The organism is Actinomadura sp. 9N215 (assembly GCF_044326345.1).
Taxonomy (GTDB): Bacteria; Actinomycetota; Actinomycetes; order Streptosporangiales; family Streptosporangiaceae; genus Spirillospora.
On record NZ_JBIRBA010000027.1, the window covers coordinates 1 to 22328 of the forward strand.

The following is a 22328-nucleotide window of genomic DNA, read 5'->3' on the forward strand; positions in this document are numbered from 1 at the left end:
CGGCAGCGGCAGGCCCGTGATCGGCATGATGCCGATCGACATCCCGACGTTCTGGAACGTCTGGAACCCCATCCAGCACACGACGCCGGTCGCGACGAGCGTCCCGAACGGGTCGGCGGCCTGGGTGGCGATGCGCAGGCCCCGCCACAGCACCACGCCGAGCAGCGCGACGATCACGGCGCCGCCGACGAAGCCGAGCTCCTCCCCCGCCACCGTGAAGATGAAGTCGGTCTGCTGCTCGGGGACGAAGTGCCCGCCGGTCTGCTCGCCGTCGAACAGGCCCTTGCCGAACGCGCCGCCCGACCCGACCGCGATCCGGGCCTGCTGCGCGTTGTAGCCGGCGCCGCGCGGGTCGGCCTCCGGGTCCAGGAACGCGGTGAACCGGTCGATCTGGTAGTCCTCCAGCAGGCCGAAGAACCACACCGCGGCGCCCATGGCGAACCCGCCGCCGACCAGGCCGACGAGCCACCGCTTCTGCGCGCCGGAGATCGCCAGCATGCCGAGCACCACCGCGATGAACACCAGCGTGGTGCCGAGGTCGGGCTGCAGCATGATCAGGACGCCGGGCACCCCAGCGAGGGCGAGCGCCAGCAGCACGTCGCGGCGGCCGGGGCCGATCTCCCCGTCGCGCGGCTCGCCCAGGATCATCGCGAGCAGCACCACGAGCCCGACCTTCGCGAACTCCGACGGCTGCACCTGGAAGCCGCCGCCGATCACGATCCACGAGTGCGAGCCGTTGATCGTCTCGCCGAGCGGGGACAGGACGGCGACCAGCCCCACGCACGCCACCGCGTACAGGATCGGGACGTACGCGCGCAGCAGCCGGTAGTCGAGGACGGTCACGAGCCCGCCGAGCGCGAACCCGATGAACAGGTTGAGGATGTGCCGCTTGAGGAAGCCCTCCGGGTCCTTGCCCTGCTCGGTCAGCAGCTGGAACGTGGCGGAGCGGACGAGCAGCGCCCCGATCACCGACAGCGCCAGCACGGCCGTGAACAGCGGCCAGTCGAGGCGCCGCAGCCCGCCGAGCCTGCTGCGCAGCCCCCGCCGCGCCGCGTAGCCCTCGACGCTCCCGACGCCCGTCCCGGTGATCACGGGGCGGTTCCCTCGCCGCCGGGCAGCGCCGGCAGCTCCGACGGGAGCCTGCCGTCCTTGAGGAGGGGCTTGCGGTCCTTCGTCCCGTACATGGCCTCCCAGATCTCCCGGACGGCCGGCGCCGCGGTGGACGCGCCCGTCCCGCCCTGCGAGACCATCGCCACCACCGCGAACCGCGGCTTCTTCATCGGGCCGATCGAGGCGAACCAGGAGGTGTCCTCCTTGCCGTACACCTCGGCGGTGCCGGTCTTGCCGCCCACCTCGACGGTCTTGGTGTCGAACCCGGAGAACGCGCCGGCGGCCGTGCCCTGCTTGGGGACGTCCCCGAGGGCGGCGCGGATGTACTTGATCACCTTGGCGTCGACGGGCAGCCGCTCGGGCGGCGGCGCCTCGATCCGCTGGGCGACGGAGCCGTCCGGGCGCAGCACCGCGACGCCGAGCCGCGGCACCACCAGCCTGCCGCCGTTCGCCACGGCCGCGTACGCGCGGGCGAGTTGCAGCGGCGTCACCAGGACGTCGCCCTGCCCGACCGAGAAGTTGGCGGCGTCACCGGGACGCCACACGAACCCCTCGGTGCAGTTCTCCGTCGCGACGGCCTTCAGGTAGGCGGCGCGGGCCGGGTCGGTCTTCGCGACCTGCGGGTAACCCTCCTTGGCGCCCTTGCAGTTGGCCTCCTTGGTGGCGTCCCAGAAGTTCTTCTTCCAGCCCCGGTCCGGGATGCGGCCCTCGCTCTCACTCGGCAGGTCGATGCCGGTGCGCGAGCCGAACCCGTAGTGGCGCGCCATCTTCACCATCGGGTCGGACGGGTTCTTCTTCGGCTTCATCCCGCCGTCGCGCTGCCACTCCTGGTACGCGAACCGGTAGAAGATCGTGTCGCAGGACTTCACGAGGGCCATGTGCAGGTTCATCGGGCCGTGCCCCTGGCCCTCGAAGTTCCGGAACGCGCGGTTCCCGACGTTGTACGAGCCGGGGCACGGGTAGATGCCGTTGAGGCTGTTGCCGTCCTCCACCGCGGCGGACACCGAGGAGATCTTGAACGTCGAGCCGGGCGCGAACTGCCCCTGCGTGACGCGCGAGATGAGCGGCTCGCCCTTCTTCTTGCCGAGCAGCGCGTCGTACTGCTCCTGGGAGATGCCGCCCGTCCAGATCGCCGGGTCGTAGGTCGGGTGGCTGGCCATCGCGATCATGCGGCCGGTCTGCACGTCCATCACGACGGCGGCGCCCGCGTCCGCCGGGCGGCCCGCCTTGCGCGCCGCGTCGATCGCGTGCTTCAGCGCCTGCTCAGCGGCGCCCTGCACGCCCGCGTCGATGCTGGTGACGAGGTGGTTTCCGGGGACGGCCGTCTGCTCGTCGGCGGTGCCGGTGACGCGGCCCTGGCTGTCGACGAGGACCTTGCGGAAGCCGGGCTCGCCGCGCAGCGCCTTGTCGTACTGCGCCTCCAGGCCCGCGCGTCCGACGAGGTCGACGCCGCTGTAGCCGGTGACCTTGAGGCCGGTGCGCTTGTCCATCTCCTCCTGCGTGATCGGCTGGAGGTAGCCGAGGACCTGCGCGGGCTTCGCGCCCTCCGGCTCCGGATAGTCGCGGACGGCCTGGACCTGCGCGGTGACGCCGGGGAACTCCTCCTGCCGCTCCATGATCTGGAGCGCGCGCTTGGGGTCGACGTGGTCCTCGACGGGGATCGGCTGGTACGGCGACCCGGGCCAGCACGGCCGCTTGATGCCCGGCCCGCACAGCCGGATGCGCTTGGTGATCTCGTCGTGGCCGATCCCGAGGACGGACCCCAGCCGCTTCAGGACGCCCTCGCCGCCGTCCTTCTGGCGCGACAGGGTCGTCCGGTCGACGGACACGACGAGCGCGCTGGTGTTGCGGACGAGCGGCCGCCCCCGGTCGTCGAGGATCATGCCGCGGACGGCGGGGACGACGATGTCGCGGGTGCGGTTCTGGGCGGCGATGCCCCGGTAGTGCTCGCCCTCCAGGACCTGGAGCGTCCACATGCGCCCGACGAGGACGAGCAGCAGCGCGGCGACCAGCACGTACAGGACGACGAGGCGGAAGTGGGTGCGCGGGTTCACCGGCCTCAGCTCCGTCCGGACATCGCGCGGTAGCGGGCCGCGGGCACCGAGAGGCTGTCGCCGCCACGCGCCCGTTCGCCCCGTTCGTACCTGCGGGTCGCGCGCAGCACCGCCCACACCACGAACGGGCTCGCGATCACGTCGTACAGCACCTGCAGCGGCACCATGCTCGACACGGTGGCCCACTCGGCGCGCGGGTCGCTGAGGATCATGCCCGTCCCCGCGTACAGGACGGTCCCGGCGAGCGCGCCGGCCGCGACGGCGAAGAACGGCACGACCGACTGCCGGTCCATCTCGGCGGACGCGACGCCGCACAGGTAGCCGATGAGGCAGTAGACGAGCGCGTACCGGCCGATGGTGTGGTCGGCGGGCGGGATGATGTCGGCGGCGAGGCCGGCGAGGAACCCGGTGACCATGCCCGTCATCGACCCGGCGACGAGCGCCAGCGCCACGACGGCCAGCAGCACCAGGTCGGGTTGGACGCCGCCGGGCAGCGGCAGCCGGTTCGCGACCGACACCTGCAGGATCAGCGTCACGCCGATCACGACGGCGGCGACCGCGCCGCGGCCGGCGGGCGATGTCTCGGGCGGGTTCAGCACGTCAGTCCCCCCGGGTCGGATTCGTGGACGGGCTCTCCCGGCCGCTCGGCCGCGCCTCTGGGCGGCCGCTCCCCGACGGGCTCACGCTGGGCGTGACGGACGGCGTCGGCGTCGCGGGCGGTTTCGGCTTCGGCGGCAGCACCGCGTCCCTCGGGTCGGTCTTCGGCGGGGCGACGACGACGGCGACGACGTCCAGGCTGGTGAACCTCACGAACGGCCGGACGTACGCGGTGCGGGTCAGGCCGCCGGTGGAGCGGTCGATCCGCTCGACGACGCCGATCGGGACGCCAGGGACGTACGGCCGCTGCCCCTGCGACCCGAGCGTGACGATCCGCTGCCCGACCTGGATCGGGGCGGCGGCGTCCAGCAGCTGGAAGCGCAGCGGCGTGGCGCCGTGCCCGCCGAGGCCGCGGCGCCCGCGGCCCTGCACGATCCCGATCTCCTTGGAGCCTTCGAGCCTGGACCCGATCGACGAGGTCTGGTCGGTGGCGAGCAGGACGGTCGCCGTCGCGGGCCCGACGCGGGTGACGCGGCCGACGAGCCCGTCCGCGCTCATCACGGTCATGTCGCGCTTGATGCCGCTGCGGCTGCCGGCGTCGATGGTGACGGTGTCCTCGAAGCCCTGCCCGGCGGAGATCACCTGCGCGGCGCGGATCTTGTAGCCGCCCATCCCCGCGGTGCCGAGCAGCCGCTGCAGCTGCGCGGACCGGTCCTGGTCGAGGCGCATGGAGCGCAGCTGCTCGCGCAGCTTCTGGTTCTGCCGTTCGAGCCGGTCGGCGCGCTGCCGCTCGCCCGGCGCGTCGGTGATCGCGTCGAAGGTGTTGCTCACCGGCCGGACGACGGACGCCGACGCGCGCTCCACGGGACCGAACACCGTCGCGCCGACGTCGCGCAGGCCGCGCAGCGGGGAGTCGTCCCCGCCGCGGTAGTCAATGGTGATCATCGCGAGCGCCACGACGAGCAGCGCGCCGAGGACGACGCGGGTGCGCCGGGTGTCCTTCACCCCACCGACCTCCCGTTCCTAGTCCACCGGGGGGTCAGTGTCGCGGCTCCGGCACGAGGACCTGCCGGAGCTCCTCGAAGTCCTCCACGCACTTGCCGGTGCCGAGCACCACCGAGTCGAGCGGGTTGTCCACCAGGTGGATGGGCATCCCGGTCTCCTCGCGGAGCCGCTCGTCGAGGTTCTTCAGCAGCGCCCCGCCGCCGGTGAGCGCGATCCCGCGGTCCATGATGTCGCCCGACAGCTCGGGCGGGCACTTGTCGAGCGTGGTCTTCACCGCGTCCACCACGGCGTTGACCGGCTCCTCGATGGCCCGCCGCACCTCCTCGGCGGAGATCACGACGGTCTTCGGGAGCCCGCTGACGAGGTCGCGGCCGCGGATCTCGGCGTGCGGCTCGTCGTCGCCGCCGGGATACGCGGACCCGATCGCCATCTTGATCTCCTCGGCCGTACGTTCCCCGAGCATCAGGGAGTACTCCTTCTTGGAGAACGAGATGACGGCCTGGTCGAGCTCGTCGCCGCCGACGCGGACGGACTGGCTGGTGACGATCCCGCCGAGCGAGATGATCGCGACCTCGGTGGTGCCGCCGCCGATGTCGACGACCATGTTGCCGGTCGGCTCGTAGACGGGCAGCCCGGCGCCGATCGCGGCGGCCATCGGCTCCTCGATGATGTAGACGCGGCGGGCGCCGGCCTGGTAACCGGCCTCCTTCACCGCGCGCTGCTCCACCCCGGTGATCCCGCTCGGCACCGCGACGACGATCCGCGGCTTGGCGAAATGCCGGCGTTTGTGCACCTTCTGGATGAAATAGCGCAGCATTCGCTCGGTGACGTCGAAGTCGGCGATGACGCCGTCCTTCAGCGGACGGACCGCGACGATGTTGCCGGGCGTGCGGCCGATCATCCGCTTCGCCTCGATGCCCACCGCGACGATCTTCCCGGTGTTGGTGTTGATCGCCACGACGGACGGTTCGTTGAGGACGATGCCACGCCCGCGGACGTACACCAGGGTGTTGGCCGTACCGAGATCGACCGCCATGTCACGGCCTAGAAACGACAGCTTGTTACCCATGAAGAAAGGGAGCCCTTCATGATTGACGGGCGTGTATAGCGGCGCGTCCATCGTAACGTGCGCGGACGTCCCCGGGCAGTCACCAACCGCCCGCGAGTCGATCAAAAAACGCCCCCTGAGCAGCCCGGCATTCACCAAAGACGCGCGACCGGATCCACACCGCCCCGCCCCCGGAAGGCCGAACCTCAGCCGGGGTCACGGGTCGTGCGGCCGGAGGCGCCCAGCGCCGGAGGTCGCACGACCCGCCGGCCGGGGGGCCGTTTCACGAGACGCGCCAGCGGCTCGGGAAACGGTTCACCGGCCGGTGACGGGGGTTCCAGGGGGTCGCCCCCTGGGCTAGAAGCGCCGTTTCGCGAGACGCGCCAGCGGCTCGGGAAACAGCTGCCCGGCCGGTGACGGGGGTTCCAGGGGGTCGTCCCCCTGGGTCAACAGGGCTCAGCCGAGTTCGGGGAAGAACAGCTTGATCTCGCGGTCGGCGGAGTAGGTCGAGTCGGAGCCGTGCACGATGTTCTCGCCGATCTCCAGGGCGTGGTCGCCGCGGATGGTGCCGGGCGTGGCGCTGACCGGGTCGGTGGCGCCGGCGAGCGCGCGGAACGCCTCGATGGCGCGCGGGCCCTCGACCACCATGGCGACGAGCGGGCCGCCGGTGATGAACTCGACGAGCTCGCCGAAGAACGGCTTGCTGGCGTGCTCCTCGTAGTGGGCCTCGGCGGTCTCGCGGGCGAGGGTGCGGAGTTCCAGCGCGACGAGCTTCAGGCCCTTGCGCTCGATCCGGGAGATGACCTCACCGATGACGCCCCGGCGGACGCCGTCGGGCTTGACAAGGACGAGAGTGCGCTCGGACACGGGTGGTTCTCCTTGGGGAACTTCGGATTGTTCGGCCCGCGAATCCTACCGGGCTCCAGGGCCTGCGGCGGTCTTGCGGGTGTGTCGCGCGGTGGCGGCGGCGAGGAGCACGGCGGCGGCGCAGGCGACGACGAGCCAGACGTGGTAGCCGTGCCGCAGCGCGTGGATCTGCTCGGCCTCGGTGAGCGGCCGCAGCCGTTCCAGCCGCGCCGCCTGCAGGGACAGGACGAGGAGCTGCCCGGCCAGCACGGCGGGGAAGCAGAGGGACAGGCCGAAGAGCGCGGCGCCGACGCCCGCGTCCCGCAGCGAGGCGGCGAGGGCCAGGCCGAGGCCGGCGCCGAGGAGGACGAGCGGGACGAGCACCGTCCGGCGGTCGTCGAGATGGGTGAGGAAGCCGAGCGGCAGCGCCGCGATCATCAGGACATATCCGGTCCGGACGGCGTGGCGCGCGCCGGCGCGGACGGACGCGAGCGCCCCCGCCATCGCGGCGGCGGCGGCCACGGCGAACGGGAGCAGCGGCACGTCGGCGGCGCCGGTCCGCTCGCGGGCGTCGGCGGCGGCGAGGCCGGCGAGCGGGCCCGCGACGGGGTGGCTCAGCAGGCCGGCGGCGATCATGACGATGGCGCAGCCGAACGGGCTGCCCGCGACCGCGTCCCGGCCGGCGGCGAGGGCCAGGCCGAGCAGGGCGGTCAGCGCGAAGCCCGCCACGACGAGCCGGGCGCCGGGCGACCATTCGGACGCGGCGACGACCGTGAGGAACGCGAAGGCCGCCGCCGGGACGACCGGGAGGAGGAGCTGGCCGCGTTCGGTGTGCCTGGACGCGGGCAGCTCCCACGGGGCGCGTCCGCGCAGGAGCAGGTGGACGAGCGCGGCGACGGCGGCGGCCACGGCGGCCCAGGGGTACGGGACGAGCGCGACACGCCAGTCCGGGACGGCGACGCCGTCGGCGGGCACCGGGACGGCCTTGAGCGCCAAGGGCATCGCCAGGATCAGCGTGCCCGCGAGAGCGCCCGCCCAGACGGCGGTCAGGGCCCGGCTCCGCCGTTCCCAGACCAGGACGAGGCAGGCGGGCAGCATGATGCCCGCGCCCGCGCCCTGCATTGCGCGGACCGTCCCGACGAGGGGCACCGAGTGGGCGAACTTGACCGCGCCGAGCCCGGTGAGCAGGACGGCGAGGCCGGTGACGAGGACGGGCCACGCCGAGAACCGGCGCGCGGCCACGGCGGCGAGCGGCACCGCGACGACGAGCGCGGGCAGGGACAGCCCGGTGGCGCGCAGCAGCCCGGCGATCTCGGCGTCGCCGAGTTCGAGGGCGCTCGCCGCGGCGGGGACGACGTTCACGACGGCGTCCGGCACGGCGAGGACGGCGGCGGGCAGCGCGGTCAGCGTCAGCAGCAGCGCGCCGAACGCGGCGAGCCGGCGGCGCGCGAATCCCGCGCGCCCCCCGCGGGCCCCGCGGGCCGCCGGAGTGGCGGCCGGGTATCCGTGGGCCATGGTGCCGGGTGCATGTCCGCGTGCGCGCAGGGACACGGCCTGCTCCTTCGCAGGATCGTCATCCGCCGCACGAGCGTTTCCCAAATGAGAAGAATGCCAGAATTAGGGAAACAATGTGAATTGCACGGAATCGGCAGATGAATGAATGCGTCCTCGCGAATTTAGCGCGACGCGGCGCTCGCCGCCTTGCGTCCCATCCAAATGGCCGTCGTCCAAAGCGCCCCGAAAACGACGCCGAGGAAGAACATGGCCGGCACCATGAACCCGGTCGCCACGATCAGCACCTGCAGGACGCCGCCGGCCGCGACCGCCCACGGGAACCGCAGCAGGCCCGCCACCAGCAGGCACGCGACGGCCAGGCCGCCGCACACCCCGCCGGCGAGCGCGCCGTCCACGTCCAGCACGGTCACCGCCACCGGGATCGCGAGCGCGATCACGATGGCCTCGCAGCCCAGCACGGCGGCGAACAGGTTCCGGGCCGGATTCGCGGCGGTACGGCCGCCCATGCCCGTCACCTGCCTTCCCCGACGCGCAGCAGGATCCGGGCGTCGCCGGCCGTGACCACCGAGCCGGTGATCAGCACCCCGGCGCCCCGGTACTCGCCGGTCTCCTCGGCGAGGCCGATCGCCCGGTCGATCGCGTCGTCCAGACGCTCCTCGACATGGACGCGCTCAGGCCCGAAGACGCTCACGGCGATCTCCGCCAGCTCCTCGGGCGGCATCGAGCGCGGCGCGGAGTTGCGCGTCACGACCAGCTCGGCGAGGACGGGCTCCAGCTGGTCGAGGACGCCGGCGACGTCCTTGTCCGCGGCGATCGCGAGGACCCCGGCGAGCCGCGTGAAGCCGAACGACTCGGTGACCGTGGCGACGGTCGCGGCCATCCCCGCCGGGTTGTGCGCCGCGTCCAGCAGGACGGTCGGGCCGGTCCGCGCGACCTCCAGCCGGCCGGGCGACGCCGACTTGGCGAAGCCGCTGCGCACCAGCGCCGGGTCGAGCTGCCCCTCGTTCCCGCCGAGGTAGGTCTCGCCGGGCGCGACGCGGGTGGCAGCCTCCAGGTTGGGCTCTCCCCTGGTCGGCGTGCCGCTGGCGAACGCCTCCACGGCGGCGAGGGCCGTCGCGGCGTTGCTCGCCTGATGGTCGCCGAACAGGGGCAGGAAGACCTCGTCGTACACGCCGTGCAGGCCCTGGATGCGCAGCTGCTGCCCGCCGAAGGCGACGTCCCGGCTGAGCACGCCGTACTCGGCGCCTTCGCGCGCCGCCGCCGCGCCGGTCTCCACGACCCGCCGCAGCAGCACCTCGGCCGCCTCGACCGGCTGCTGCGCCAGCACCGCGACCGACTCCGGCTTGATGATCCCCGCCTTCTCTCCGGCGATCTCCTCCAGGGTGTCGCCGAGGTAGCGGGTGTGGTCCAGGCCGATCGGGGTGATGACGGCGACGACGCCGTCGGCCACGTTCGTCGCGTCCCACGCGCCGCCCATGCCGGCCTCGACCACGGCCACGTCGACGGGCGCGTCCGCGAACGCCGCGAACGCCATCGCGGTGAGCACCTCGAAGAACGACAGGCGCGCCTCGTGCTTGCCGTCGACCAGCTGGGCGAACGGCAGCACGTCCTCGTAGGCCGCGACGAACCGCTCCTCGCTTACCGGCTCGCCGTCGATCGCGATCCGCTCCCGCAGCGTGGTCAGCTCCGGGCTGGTGAACAGGCCCGTGCGCAGGCCGCGCTCGCGCAGCAGCGCCTCGACGAGCCGGGCGGTGCTGGTCTTGCCGTTCGTCCCCGCGATGTGGATCACCGGGTACGCGCGGTGCGGCTCCCCCAGGACGTCGACCAGGTCGCGGACGCGGTCGAGCGTCGGGTCGATCTCCCACTCGACGCCGCGGGCCATGATCGCGCCGACAGCGCGCCGGTAGTCGGACGCCTCGGATACCTGACTCACGGTCACAGAGCCTACTCGGCGGTTCCACCGGTTCCGGACCGGCCCACACTGGAGTCATGGACGTCTTCTTCCGCGAGTGGGACCGGCGGCGCCCCGGCGAGACCCGCGACATCGGGCGGGCCCGCGATCTGGCGGCCGTCCTGGACGTCCTCGCGCCGGACGCGCCGGTCCTGACCGTCGTCGGCTCCAAGGGCAAGGGGACGGCGGCGACCTACGCCTCCGCCTACCTGGCGGCCGCCGGTCTCCGGGTGTGCACGGTCACCAGCCCCGGCCTGCGCAGCGACCGCGAACGGATCAGGGTGGACGGCCGCGCCGTCTCCGAAGAAGAACTGGCCCTTCTGGGACGCGTCCTGGACGAGGCCATCGCCGTTCTGCCGCCACCGGCGGACGGATATCTGTCGCCGTCCGGGCTGTTCACCATCGCGGGTGTCGTGCATGCGCGGCGCGTCGGGGCGGACGCGATCGTCCTGGAGGCGGGCATGGGCGGACGGTCGGACGAGGTCTCCCTCTTCCCGCCGGACGTCGTGGCGATCACGCCGATCTTCCGGGAGCACGCCGGTGTGCTGGGGAACACCCCGGCGGAGATCGCGGAGGAGAAGCTCGGCGTGGCGGGTCCGGCGGCGACCGTCCTGTCCGCGCCGCAGTCGGCGGAGGTCACCGGGGTGCTCGGAGCGGTGGAACGGGTGGAGGCGGGCGGCGGCGGGGTCGCGGCCGACCTGCTGCCGGACGGGCTGGCACGCGGCAGCGCCGAACTCGGCGTCGCCGCCGCCCGCCGCCTGCCGGGCGTCACCGAGCCGCCGGAAGCGCTGCTCCGCGAGGTGCTGGCGTCGGTCGTCCTGCCGGGGCGGCTGTCCTGGCACGACGTACCGTCCTCCAGCCCCCACCCACCGCCATTCAACGGACGAGCTCCGCTCGACATACCAGGGTCGGCGACGCGGCTGCTCGTCGACTCCGCCGTCGACGGGACGGGAATCGCCGCCGCCCTCGCCGCCGCGCTGCGCGTCTGGGGCGCGATCGACCACGTCGTCGTCTGCCTCCCCGACCACAAGGACCTGGACGGGGCCGTCGCCGAACTGGACGGGCCGCCGGTGACGTTCGTCCGGCTGCCCCACTCCCACCTGCGCTTCACCCGTCCGCTGCCGCCCGGCTGGGACGTCGTCGCCGCGGACGCCGTCACGCCCGCGTCCCTCACCGCCCTCGGGCGGCGCGTCGTCGTCCTCGGCACGGTCTACTTCACCGGGCTCGTCCTGGACGTGGTCGGCGCCCGCACGGAGCGGCTCTTCGTCACCTCGGCCGTTCGACGTCCTGCCTGATCCGGCGCATGAGCTCGGCCATCAGCGTGAACCGCGGGTTCAGCGAAGGACGGTTGGACGCGACGACGCCGTAGGAGTCGGCGGTCGCCCACGCACAGTACGTGTGGGTCTCGGCGAGGACGGCGAACGTCCCGCAGACGGCCTTTCCGCCTTGCCCGCCCGGGTCGGCGTCCTGCCCGGCGATGAACGTCGTGGGCTGCGCCTTCTGCAGGAAGCCCGCCGGGTCGCCGACCTGACCCGTGCCGCCCACGAACAGGACGTTGATCGGCCGGACGGGCTCCTCGCTGTACACGGCTTGCCCGCGCTCGGCGACCGGTATCCCGGCGTCCTCGACCGCGCCCGCGACGAACGGGTACGCAGCGCTCACCTGCGGGGGCGTTCGGCCGTCCAGGCGCAGGCCGCCGGCGGTCGCGCCCGCGCTGATCACCTTCTGGGACGCGGCGGCCTCGCCGGTGGAGGTGCGAGCGTCCTTCGCACCGGCCCCGCCTCCCCGGCTACCGCCGTCCGTCCGGAACGCGAGGACGCCCGCCATGAGGACGACGGCCCCGACCGCGGCGGCGCCCGCGACGAGCAGGAGCCTCGGTACCCGTTTCGGCTCGCCGGCCACCGGCATCGGGAGAGGCGGCGGGACGGGGACCATCGGCAGCGGCCCCGTGCCGTCAGGGACGACGGGGTGCCCGCCGGACGCGTCCCGGATCACGATCTGCGGGCCCGTCCCGTCGCCGGGGTCGGCCGACCACCATGGCGGCGCGCCGCCCCAGGGCGCCTCCGCGGCGCCCTCGGGCGGGTCCCCTTCCCCGACGACCTGCGGAGCGTTCAGGTCATCGCCGGACGAGCCGGACGAGCCGGACGAGCCGGACGAGGAGTCCGGCATGTCGGACCGAGGTGGTTCGGCCATTGCACTCCCGATGGTTCGGCTGCCGTGTCAGCGCGCGGGCAGCGCGGTCAGCTGCGACTCCAGCCGCCTGATGTCCGCCTCGGCCTGGGCGAGCCGGTCCCGGTTCTTGGCGACGACACCCTCGGGCGCCTTCGCCATGAACGCCTCGTTGCCGAGCTTCCGGCCGACCTGGTCCACCTCCTTGCGGGCGGCGGCGAGGTCCTTCTCCAGCCGCTTGCGCTCCGCGGCGACGTCGATCGCGCCGGCGGTGTCGAGCCGGACGATGACGTCCTCGACGGGCAGGGACGCGGTCGCCGCGAAGCCGTCGCCCGGCTCGGTGAGGCGCAGCAGCGCGCGGACGCCCTCCTCGTGCGCCGCGAGCGGCGAGCCGCCCCACTCCAGCGCCGCCGCGACCTTCTGGCCCGGCTTGAGGCCCTGGTCGGCGCGGAACCGCCTGACCTCCGTCACGAGCCGCTGCAGCGACTCGATCAGCGCCTCGGCGTCGCGGTCGGCCCGTCCGGGCTCGGCGGACGGCCACGGCGCGGTGACGAGCGTCTCGCCGCCCGTCAACGACGTCCACAGCTCCTCGGTCACGAACGGGATCACGGGGTGCAGCAGCCGCAGCAGCTTGTCGAGCACCTCGCCGAGCACGCGGCGCGTAGCCTCGGCCCGGTCGTCGGCCAGCTGGACCTTGGCCAGCTCGACGTACCAGTCGCAGACCTCGTCCCACGCGAAGTGGTAGAGCGCCTCGCACGCCTTGGCGAAGTCGTACGACTCCAGGTGCGCGTCCACCTCGGCGATGACCGTCTGGAGGCGGGACAGGATCCACGCGTCCACGGTCGTCGGCTTCTCGGGCATCTCGCCGCGGACGTGCGCGCCGTTGATCAGCGCGAACCGCGTCGCGTTCCACAGCTTGTTGCAGAAGTTGCGCGACCCCTGCGCCCACTGCTCCGCCACCGGGACGTCCCCGCCCGGGTTCGCGCCGCGCAGCAGCGTGAACCGGGTCGCGTCGGCCCCGTACGCGTCGATCCATTCGAGCGGGTCGATGACGTTCCCGAACGACTTGGACATCTTCTTGCCGAACTGGTCGCGGACCATCCCGTGCAGCGCGATCGTGTCGAACGGCTGGACGCCGTCCATCGCGTACAACCCGAACATCATCATCCTGGCGACCCAGAAGAACAGGATGTCGTACCCGGTGACCAGCACCGACGTCGGATAGAACCGCTTCAGGTCCTCGGTCTCGGCGGGCCAGCCGAGCGTCGAGAACGGCCACAGCGCGGAGGAGAACCAGGTGTCGAGGACGTCGGTGTCCTGCGTCCAGCCGGCGGGCGGGTCCTCGCCCGGCTCCGGGCAGACGACCTCGCCGTCCGGCCCGTACCAGACGGGGATGCGGTGGCCCCACCACAGCTGCCGGCTGATGCACCAGTCGTGCATGTTGTCGACCCACTCGAAGTAGCGGGCCGCCATCTCCGGCGGGTGGATCGTGACACGGCCGTCGCGGACCGCGTCGCCCGCCTCCCGCGCCAGCGACTCGACCTTCACGAACCACTGCAGCGACACGCGCGGCTCGACGACCGTGGCGCACCGCTGGCAGTGGCCGACCGAATGCTCGTACGGGCGGACCTCCCTGACGATCCGGCCCTGCTCGCGCAGCGCGGCCACGACCGCCGGGCGCGCCTCGAACCGGTCGAGGCCCTCGAAGGGCCCGGGCGCGGTGATGACGCCCCGCTCGTCCAGGACCGGCAGGGACGCCAGCGCGTGCCGCCGCCCGATCTCGAAGTCGTTCGGGTCGTGCGCCGGGGTCACCTTCACCGCGCCGGTCCCGAACCCGGGATCGACGTGCTCGTCGGCGACGACGGGGATGCGGCGGCCGGTCAGCGGAAGCTCGATCTCCCGTCCGACCAGGTGCGCGTACCGGGCGTCGTCCGGGTGGACGGCCACGGCCGTGTCGCCGAGCATCGTCTCCGCCCGCGTGGTCGCCACGATGATCTCGTCCTCGCCGGAGCCGTAGCGGATGGACACCAGTTCGCCGTCGACGTCCTCGTGCTCGACCTCGATGTCGGACAAGGCCGTCAGGCAGCGCGGGCACCAGTTGATGATGCGCTCCGCGCGGTAGATCAGCCCGTCGTCGAACAGCCGCTTGAAGATCGTCCGGACGGCCGTGGCCCGGTCGTCGTCCATCGTGAACGCCTCGCGCGTCCAGTCGACGCTGTCGCCGAGGCGGCGCATCTGGCCGAGGATCCGGCCGCCGGACTCCGCCTTCCACTGCCAGACCCGCTCGACGAACGCCTCGCGGCCGAGGTCGTGCCGCGACAGGCCCTCCTTGGCCAGTTCGCGCTCCACCACGTTCTGGGTGGCGATGCCCGCGTGGTCCATGCCGGGCACCCACACCGTCGCGTGCCCCTGCATGCGGCGCCGCCGGACGAGCGTGTCCTGGATGGAGTGGTCGAGCGCGTGCCCCATGTGCAGCGAACCGGTGACGTTCGGCGGCGGGATCACGATCGAGAACGGCGGGCCGTCCTGCCCGGCGGTGAACAGCCCCGCCGATACCCACCGCTCATAGAGCCGGCCCTCGACATCGGCCGGTCGGTACTGGGTGGGCAGGTCGACGTCCGCTGCGGCCCCCTGGCCGCGCTCAGTGCTGGGCTGTGTCACGGCTGACGATTCTACGGGGACGACATGAGCGGAGTGTCCCGGGGAGGAAGGCGTTTGCGCCAGAATCTGTACAGGCGAGCACCCCGCCACATCGCCTCGCCGTTCAGCCACCGGGAAGGAAACACGTTGAGCGGTTGGAACCCCCCTCCCCAGCCGGGCGGCCCCCCGAACGGCCCGCACGGCCCGTACGGCTCCCCACCGGGCGGCCCCGTCCAGCCGGGAGGCCCCGTCCCCCCAGGCAACCCCGCTCCCCCAGGCAATCCCGCTGCTCCGGGAGGCCCCGTCCCTCCGGGCCATCCCGCTCCTCCAGGCGCAGGCCCCTTCCCCCAGGGCGGCCCCGTCCAGCCGGGAGGCCCTTTCCCTCCGGGCAGGCCGGGCCCTCCCGGCGGGCCGGTTCCGCCGGGCGCGCCGCTTCCCCCCGGCGCGCCGTTCCCTGGAGCGCCCTACCTGCCGCCGCGCCGCGGGTCCGCCGGACGCAAGCTCCTCGCCCTCCTGGTGGTGGGCGTCGTCGCCGCCCTCCTGCTCGGCGTGGGCGGATACGTCTACTACCTGCAGCGGACGTCCCACACGCTGTCCGCCCCGATGTCGGCGGGCGGGATGACCCGCAACAGCGAGGCCGAGGCGCAGGCCGGCGAGGCGATCAACCGGCTGAAGAACGTCCTGAGCCGGGCCAGCGACTACAAGGTCTACAACCAGGTCAGCGCGATCTACGGCACCGGCCAGGAGCGGTACCTGTTCGTCGGCGGCACCGGCGAGCACGACCTGAAGTACCCGGAGCAGGACTTCAACGCCGCCGTCGCGTCCGCGTTCACCGGCATCCAGGGCGCCGTGTACTCCCCGAGCACCGTGAAGATCTCCGACGCGGGCGGCGACGGCACCGCACTGTCCACCGCGATCAACATCCAGCTGATCGGCCCGTCCGGGACGACGACCTCGACCGGCCACCTCGCGGCCTGGTCCACCAGGACCACGATGGGGATCGTCATGCAGGCCGGCAAGCCGTCCGAGAGCATCGACCTCGCGAGCGTCATGCGCCGCATCCGCAAGGACGTGGAGGACTGAACGAGGGCGTTTCCCGCCGTGGTCGGGACACAGGTCACCTGACACCGGGTCGCCCCGCCGGAAAGGGTTGCGGGGAGCACCCGCGACGGCGGCGGGGCGAAGGGAGAGGGACGGGATGCGAGCGGTACTGGCACGCGCAGCCGTGCTGGCCGGCGCGTTCACCGCGGGGGCCGTGGCGGCGCGTGCCGCGACCATCCCTCACCTCCGCAGCCTCACCGCCGACCTGCAACGCTCCCGCGAGCGGATCCTCGCCAGCCGGGAGGAGGAGCGGCGCCGGCTCCGGCACGACCTGCACGACGGGCTCGGGCCGACGCTCGCCAGCCTCGCCATGTCGCTGGACGCCGCGCGCATCACGCTCGCCTGCGAACCGGAACGTGCCGACCCGCTGCTCGCCGACGTCCGCGACCGGCTGGCCTCGGCCGTCGGCGAGATCCGCGACCTGGCGCACGGCCTGCGCCCGCCCGCCCTCGACGATCTCGGCCTCGTCGCCGCCATCGAGTCGTTCGCCGAGGGCGCCTGCGAACGCGTGGACGTGCGCTTCGACGGCGAGCACCTGGAACTGCCCGCCGCCGTCGAGGTCGCCGCGTACCGCATCGCGCAGGAGGCGCTGACGAACGTCCGCCTGCACGCGCCCGAGAGCACCGCGACGGTCCGGCTCGCGCGGGACGCCGAACTGCACCTGATGGTGGCCGACACCGGCCCCGGCCTTCCCGACTCCGCCCGCAACGGCGGCCAGCCGCGGCCGCGGCGCGGCATGGCGGCGATGAAGGAGTGGGCCGCGGAGGTCGGCGGCAGCTGCGCGATCACGTCCAGGAACGGCGGCGGGACCGTCGTCACCGCCCACCTCCCGGTCGCCGCCGCCGCGGCCGCAGCCGGGTACCATCGTCCTTTCACGGGAAGGGGCGGGGCGTAGATGTCGGAGACCATCCGGGTCCTCATCACCGACGACCACCCGGTGTTCAGGCAGGGGCTGAAGGGCCTGCTGCAGGCGCTGGGCGTGGACGTCGTCGGCGAGGCCGAGAACGGTCCGGACGCGGTGAAGCTGGCAGCCGAACTACAGCCCGACGTCGTCGTGATGGACCTGCACATGCCCGGCGGCAACGGCATCGAGGCCACCCGCACCATCACCCGCACCAGCCCGCGCATCGGCGTGCTGGTGCTGACGATGTTCCGCGACGACGACTCCGTCTTCGCGGCGATGCGCGCCGGCGCCCGCGGCTACCTGCTGAAGGAGTCCGGCGCCGAGGAGATCGCCCGCGCGGTCAAGGCCGTCGCCGCGGGCGAGGCCATCTACGGCCCCGAGATCGCCCGCCGCGTCCTCACCTACTTCACCGACATGCCCGACCCGCGCCGCGCCGCGTTCCCCGAGCTCACCGAGCGGGAACGGGAGGTGCTGGGGCTGATCGCGCAGGGCCGCAGCAACAGCGACATCGCCGGGACGCTGTTCCTCAGCCAGAAGACGGTCCGCAACCACGTCTCGAACATCTTCATGAAGCTGCACGTCGCGGACCGCGCCCAGGCCATCGTCGTCGCCCGCGAGGCGGGCCTCGGCGAGTCCACCACCCGCCACTGACCCACCGCTCCAAGCCGAACGCCCCCGACCGCGAGGTCGAGGGCGCTCCTGCGTCTGCGCATCCGCCTACGCCGACTTCTCCCGGGGTTCGCGCTTGGGACGGTCGCGGGGGACGAGGGTCGGATTGACGTGCTCCAGGACGGCCTCGCGGGTGATGACGACGCGGGCGACGTCCTGGCGGCTCGGCACCTCGTACATCACCGACAGGAGGACCTCCTCCATGATGGCGCGCAGGCCGCGGGCGCCGGTGCCGCGCAGGATGGCCTGGTCGGCGATGGCCTCCAGCGCGTCGTCGGTGAACTCCAGGTCGACGCCGTCGAGCTCGAACAGCCGGTGGTACTGGCGGACCAGCGCGTTCTTCGGCTCGGTCAGGATGTTGATCAGGGCCTCGCGGTCGAGGTTGTGCACCGAGGTCATGATCGGGAGCCGGCCGATGAACTCGGGGATCATGCCGAATTTCAGCAGATCTTCCGGCATGACGTCGCCGAGGACGGCGGACGACTCGTCGAAGTCGGACTTGGAGCGGATCTGGGCGCCGAAGCCCATGCCCTGCTTCCCGACCCGCGACTCGACGATCTTCTCCAGGCCGGCGAACGCGCCGCCGCAGATGAACAGCACGTTGGTGGTGTCGATCTGGATGAACTCCTGGTGCGGGTGCTTGCGGCCGCCCTGCGGCGGGACGCTCGCGGTCGTGCCCTCCAGGATCTTCAGCAGGGCCTGCTGGACGCCCTCGCCCGACACGTCCCGGGTGATCGACGGGTTCTCGCTCTTGCGGGCGACCTTGTCGACCTCGTCGATGTAGATGATCCCGGTCTCGGCCTTCTTGACGTCGTAGTCGGCCGCCTGGATCAGCTTGAGGAGGATGTTCTCGACGTCCTCCCCCACATAACCGGCCTCCGTCAGCGCCGTGGCGTCCGCGATCGCGAACGGGACGTTGAGGAGCTTGGCGAGCGTCTGCGCGAGCAGCGTCTTACCGGATCCGGTGGGGCCGAGCAGCAGGATGTTCGACTTGCCGATCTCGACCGGGTCGTCCCGGCCGGCCTCGCCCGACTGGATCCGCTTGTAGTGGTTGTAGACGGCGACGGACAGCGCCTTCTTCGCCGTGTCCTGCCCGATCACGTAGGAGTCGAGGAACTCGTAGATCTCCCGCGGCTTGGGCAGGTTGTCCCACTTGAGGTCGGAGGTCTCGGAGAGCTCCTCCTCGATGATCTCGTTGCAGAGATCGATGCACTCGTCGCAGATGTACACGCCCGGACCCGCGATGAGCTTCTTGACCTGCTTCTGGCTCTTTCCGCAGAACGAGCACTTGAGCAGGTCACCACCGTCGCCGATGCGTGCCACCCAACTGTCTCCTTTTCGTGGGGCCGGCCGCCATGGAGGCTGCGGCGCAGCTCGGTTGCGTCCCGAAGGCTCTCGACGTTGGATTCGACGTTACCGCCTCCAACGGACTTGGGAAGCCCCTCGCCCGGAAGTGTGACGCCCGGGCTCGGGGGTCTCCCGCGTCCTCGTGTCGTCTCAGGACGACACTACCTCGGCCTTGCGCTTCCTGCTGGCGAAGACGTCGTCGATGAGACCGTAGTCCTTCGCCTCGTCCGCCGTGAGGATCTTGTCGCGCTCGATGTCGTGGCGGACCTCGTCGATGGTCTTGCCGCTGTGCTCGGCCAGGATGGTCTCCAGCAGCTCCCGGATCCGCATGATCTCGCGCGCCTGGATCTCGATGTCGCTGGACTGGCCGTAGGTGCCCTCGGTCGCGGGCTGGTGGATCAGGATCCGCGAGTTGGGCAGCGCGGCGCGCTTGCCCGGCGTCCCCGCCGAGAGCAGCACCGCCGCCGCCGACGCGGCCTGGCCGATGCAGACCGTCTGGATCTCGGGCTTGACGAACTGCATCGTGTCGTAGATCGCCGTCATGGCGGTGAACGAGCCGCCGGGCGAGTTGATGTAGATGCTGATGTCGCGGTCGGGGTCGATCGACTCCAGCGTGATCAGCTGGGCCATCACGTCGTTGGCGGACGCGTCGTCGATCTGCACGCCGAGGAAGATGATCCGCTCCTCGAACAGCTTGTTGTACGGGTTCATCTCCTTGACGCCGTACGTGGTGCGCTCGACGAACGACGGGATGATGTACCGGTTCTCGACCGGAGCCGGACTCCCGCCCGCCTGGACACCGGGCCTGTCCCCGATGGGGGGACGACGCCCCGCACCCCCCGGAACGGACGGGGCCAGATCGGTGAAGCCGGGTCGGATGAGGTCGCTCACTGTGTGCCTCCGATTAATGATCAGGTCGGGTCGTCAGGAGACCGTGCCCTGGGAGGGCACCTGGGTGGCGCTGAGCACCACGTGGTCCACCAGCCCGTAGTCCTTGGCCTCGTCGGCGGTGAACCAGCGGTCGCGGTCGGAGTCGCGCTCGATCTGGTCGAGCTGCTGGCCGGTGTGCTCGGCGATCTTCTCGGCGAGCGTCCGCTTGACGTACAGCATCTGCTCCGCCTGGATCTTGATGTCGGAGGCGGTGCCGCCGATGCCGCCGGACGGCTGGTGCATCATGATGCGCGCGTGCGGCAGGGCGTAGCGCTTGCCGCGCGTCCCCGCGCACAGCAGGAACTGGCCCATCGACGCGGCGAGGCCCATGCCCACCGTGACGATGTCGTTCGGGACGTACTGCATGATGTCGTAGATCGCCATGCCCGCGGTGACGGAGCCACCTGGCGAGTTGATGTAGATCGTGATGTCGCGGCGGCCGTCCTCGGCCGACAGGAGCAGCAGCTCCGCGCAGATGCGGTTGGCGATGTCGTCGTCGACCTGCTGGCCGAGGAAAACGATCCGTTCGCGCAGCAGCCGCTGGAACAGCTGGTCGCCCAGAGGCGCCAGGGGCGCCTCGGCGACCCGCGCCTGGATCCGCGACGACTCGTCGAAAGTCGGAGGCATGCTCACCGGGTGTTCCTCCGGTCCTTTTAATCGGTTCGGATGATTGGACATTAACGCGCTCACGGGCCCGCTTAAGCCCGTGGGGCCGCCTTTTCGCCAGGGGCGTACCCGCTCGCGACCGGGCGTGTCACGGGAATACGCGACACGCCCCGCACCCGGTGTACGGATGCGGGGCGTGTCCCGTGCTGTGCAGAACGTCCAGAAAGTCCTAGGAGGACTTGTCCTGGGCCTCCTCCGGCTGGGCGGCCGGGGACTCGTCAGCGGCGGCCTCAGCCACGTCTTCGGGCGTCTCCTCGGCCTCCGAGGCCTCCGGCTCCGGCTCCGGCTCGGTCTGCGCGGCGGCGTCGGTCTGGTCGACTTCGGCGGCCTGCTCGGCGGCGTCGGCGGTGTCCGTGTCGGGCTCGGCGGTGTCCGTGTCGGTCTCGGCATCGACGGTCTCGCCGCTCAGCTCGCGCTGGACGGCCTCGACGTCGATGACGTTGCCCGACTCGTCCTTGACGGTGACGTGCCCGACGACGAGGTTCAGCGCCTTGCTGCGCAGCACCTCGGACACGATCGCCGGAAGCTGATTGTTGTCGGTGAGGTACTGGGCGAGCTGCTGCGGCTGCACGCCCATCTGCATGGCCTGCGTGACGACGTACTCGCTGAGCTCCTCGTTCTCGACGTTCAGCTCCTCCTGGACGGCGAGCTGGTCGAGGACGAAGCCGCCCTTCACCGCGAGCCTGGCCGCGTCGGCGACCTCGGTGTCGAACTCCTCCTCGGACTTCTCCTCGTCCTTGAGGTAGTCCTCCTTGGTCATGCCGGCCATCTGGAGCTGCTGCTCCAGCTGCTGGTTGCGGCGGCCGACCTCCTCGTCCACGACCTTCTCGGGGAGCGGGATGTCGATCTTCTCCAGCAGCGCCTCGAGGGCCTTGTCGCGGGCGTCGGACAGCTGCTGCGCCCTGACCTGGCGGCCGAGCCGCGTCCGGACGTCGTCGCGGAGCTCGTCGATCGTGTCGAACTCGCTGGCGAGCTGGGCGAACTCGTCGTCCAGGTCGGGCAGGTTCTTGATCTTCACGCTCTGCACGGTGGCCGTGATCTCGGCCTCCTCGCCGGCGTGCTCGCCGCCGGTCAGGGTGCTGGTGAACGTGGCGTCCTCGCCCGCGGCGAGCCCGATGAGCGCGTCGTCCAAGCCCTCGACGGCCGACTTGCTGCCGACCTCGTAGGAGTAGCCGGACGTGGACGCGTCCTCGACCTCCTCGCCGTCGATCTTGGCGACCAGGTCGACGGTGGCGAAGTCGCCCTCCTCGACGGCCCGCTCCGCGGCGGTCAGCGACGCGAACCGCTCGCGCAGGTTGCCGATGGTCTCGTCGACCTGCTCGTCGGTGACCTCGGCGTCGTCGACGACGACCTCCAGGCCGTCGTAGTCGGGCACCTCGAACTTCGGCCGGATGTCGACCTCGGCGGTGAACGCGAACTGGGTGCCGTCCTCCAGTTCGGTCACCTCGACGTCGGGCTGCCCGAGCACGAAGATCTCGGTCTCCTCGACGGCGCGGCCGTACAGCCCGGGAAGCGCGTCGTTGACCGCCTCCTGCAGCACCGCGGACCGGCCGACGTACTTGTCGATCAGCGGGGCGGGGACCTTGCCGGGCCGGAAGCCCTTGATCCGCACCTGCTGCGAGATCTCCTTGTACGCCTTGTCGAGGTTCGGCTTGAGCTCGTCGAACGGAACCTCGACGGTGAGCTTGACCCGCGTGGGGGTCAGCTCCTCGACATCGGTCTTCACTGGGGTCGGTCTCCTTGATCGGGCGCTTTCTCGCCGCGGCGTTCGACGCG

At 72.0% G+C, this 22328-nt stretch carries 19 protein-coding genes; 4 read left to right on the forward strand and 15 right to left on the reverse strand.

Annotation, left to right across the window (positions count from 1 at the left end; genetic code table 11):
* The 9 genes from rodA to ACH34T_RS34415 form a co-directional block, all read right to left on the reverse strand.
* Positions 1-1092, reverse strand: a 1092-nt coding sequence (gene rodA, locus ACH34T_RS34375) for a rod shape-determining protein RodA (protein WP_396025139.1), incomplete at its 3' end; no start/stop codon positions are given.
* Positions 1089-3164, reverse strand: coding sequence for a penicillin-binding protein 2 (mrdA, locus tag ACH34T_RS34380; RefSeq protein WP_396025140.1), 2076 nt, complete (start codon positions 3162-3164; stop codon positions 1089-1091). The genes mrdA and rodA, both read right to left, overlap by 4 nt.
* A gap of 5 nt (positions 3165-3169) precedes the next feature.
* Positions 3170-3763 carry a rod shape-determining protein MreD gene (mreD, locus tag ACH34T_RS34385; RefSeq protein WP_396025141.1) on the reverse strand — a complete coding sequence of 198 codons (594 nt, stop codon included), beginning with the start codon at positions 3761-3763 and terminating at the stop codon, positions 3170-3172.
* 1 nt (position 3764) lies between these two features.
* Positions 3765-4766 carry a rod shape-determining protein MreC gene (mreC, locus tag ACH34T_RS34390; protein WP_396025142.1) on the reverse strand — a complete coding sequence of 334 codons (1002 nt, stop codon included), beginning with the start codon at positions 4764-4766 and terminating at the stop codon, positions 3765-3767.
* Between the two features lie 34 nt (positions 4767-4800).
* Positions 4801-5835: a rod shape-determining protein gene (locus tag ACH34T_RS34395; RefSeq protein WP_138648699.1), complete on the reverse strand. Its 1035-nt coding sequence runs from the start codon at positions 5833-5835 to the stop codon at positions 4801-4803.
* A gap of 435 nt (positions 5836-6270) precedes the next feature.
* A complete protein-coding gene (ndk, locus tag ACH34T_RS34400; protein ID WP_396025143.1) occupies positions 6271-6681 on the reverse strand; it encodes a nucleoside-diphosphate kinase in 411 nt (136 codons plus the stop codon).
* 45 nt (positions 6682-6726) lie between these two features.
* Positions 6727-8211 (reverse strand): hypothetical protein, encoded by a 1485-nt coding sequence (locus tag ACH34T_RS34405; protein WP_396025144.1) that lies wholly within the window; start codon positions 8209-8211, stop codon positions 6727-6729.
* A 125-nt stretch (positions 8212-8336) separates the two neighbouring features.
* Complete coding sequence (locus ACH34T_RS34410; RefSeq protein ID WP_396025145.1) at positions 8337-8681, reverse strand: DUF4233 domain-containing protein; 345 nt, start codon at positions 8679-8681, stop codon at positions 8337-8339.
* Positions 8682-8686: 5 nt separating this feature from the next.
* Positions 8687-10057, reverse strand: coding sequence for a bifunctional folylpolyglutamate synthase/dihydrofolate synthase (locus tag ACH34T_RS34415; RefSeq protein ID WP_396025235.1), 1371 nt, complete (start codon positions 10055-10057; stop codon positions 8687-8689).
* Between the two features lie 107 nt (positions 10058-10164).
* Here ACH34T_RS34415 and ACH34T_RS34420 point away from each other — a divergent pair, with 107 nt between their 5' ends.
* Positions 10165-11421 (forward strand): hypothetical protein, encoded by a 1257-nt coding sequence (locus ACH34T_RS34420; protein ID WP_396025146.1) that lies wholly within the window; start codon positions 10165-10167, stop codon positions 11419-11421.
* Here the strand turns inward: ACH34T_RS34420 and ACH34T_RS34425 are convergent.
* On the reverse strand, positions 11393-12319 hold the full coding sequence (locus ACH34T_RS34425) for a hypothetical protein (protein WP_396025147.1): 927 nt from the start codon (positions 12317-12319) through the stop codon (positions 11393-11395). The two genes, ACH34T_RS34420 and ACH34T_RS34425, sit on opposite strands and share 29 nt — an antisense overlap.
* A 27-nt stretch (positions 12320-12346) precedes the next feature.
* The gene (locus ACH34T_RS34430; RefSeq protein WP_396025148.1) at positions 12347-14956 is read right to left on the reverse strand and encodes a valine--tRNA ligase; all 2610 of its coding nucleotides are present in this window, start codon (positions 14954-14956) and stop codon (positions 12347-12349) included.
* Positions 14957-15454: 498 nt separating this feature from the next.
* On the opposite strand from ACH34T_RS34430, the gene ACH34T_RS34435 reads away from it, so the two are divergent.
* From ACH34T_RS34435 to ACH34T_RS34445, 3 genes are all read left to right on the forward strand, one after another.
* Positions 15455-16018 carry a hypothetical protein gene (locus ACH34T_RS34435; RefSeq protein WP_396025149.1) on the forward strand — a complete coding sequence of 188 codons (564 nt, stop codon included), beginning with the start codon at positions 15455-15457 and terminating at the stop codon, positions 16016-16018.
* A 115-nt stretch (positions 16019-16133) separates the two neighbouring features.
* The gene (locus ACH34T_RS34440; RefSeq protein WP_396025150.1) at positions 16134-16931 is read left to right on the forward strand and encodes a sensor histidine kinase; all 798 of its coding nucleotides are present in this window, start codon (positions 16134-16136) and stop codon (positions 16929-16931) included.
* A complete protein-coding gene (locus ACH34T_RS34445) occupies positions 16932-17591 on the forward strand; it encodes a response regulator (protein ID WP_396025151.1) in 660 nt (219 codons plus the stop codon).
* Between the two features lie 66 nt (positions 17592-17657).
* Here ACH34T_RS34445 and clpX read toward each other — a convergent pair whose 3' ends face one another.
* The 4 genes from clpX to tig form a co-directional block, all read right to left on the reverse strand.
* A complete protein-coding gene (gene clpX / locus ACH34T_RS34450) occupies positions 17658-18932 on the reverse strand; it encodes an ATP-dependent Clp protease ATP-binding subunit ClpX (protein ID WP_396025152.1) in 1275 nt (424 codons plus the stop codon).
* A gap of 174 nt (positions 18933-19106) precedes the next feature.
* A complete protein-coding gene (locus tag ACH34T_RS34455; protein ID WP_396025236.1) occupies positions 19107-19772 on the reverse strand; it encodes an ATP-dependent Clp protease proteolytic subunit in 666 nt (221 codons plus the stop codon).
* Between the two features lie 108 nt (positions 19773-19880).
* A complete protein-coding gene (locus ACH34T_RS34460; protein ID WP_396025237.1) occupies positions 19881-20513 on the reverse strand; it encodes a ClpP family protease in 633 nt (210 codons plus the stop codon).
* 208 nt (positions 20514-20721) lie between these two features.
* Entirely contained in the window at positions 20722-22278 is a 1557-nt protein-coding gene (gene tig / locus ACH34T_RS34465; RefSeq protein WP_396025153.1) for a trigger factor, read from the reverse strand.
* Positions 22279-22328: the final 50 nt, after the last annotated feature.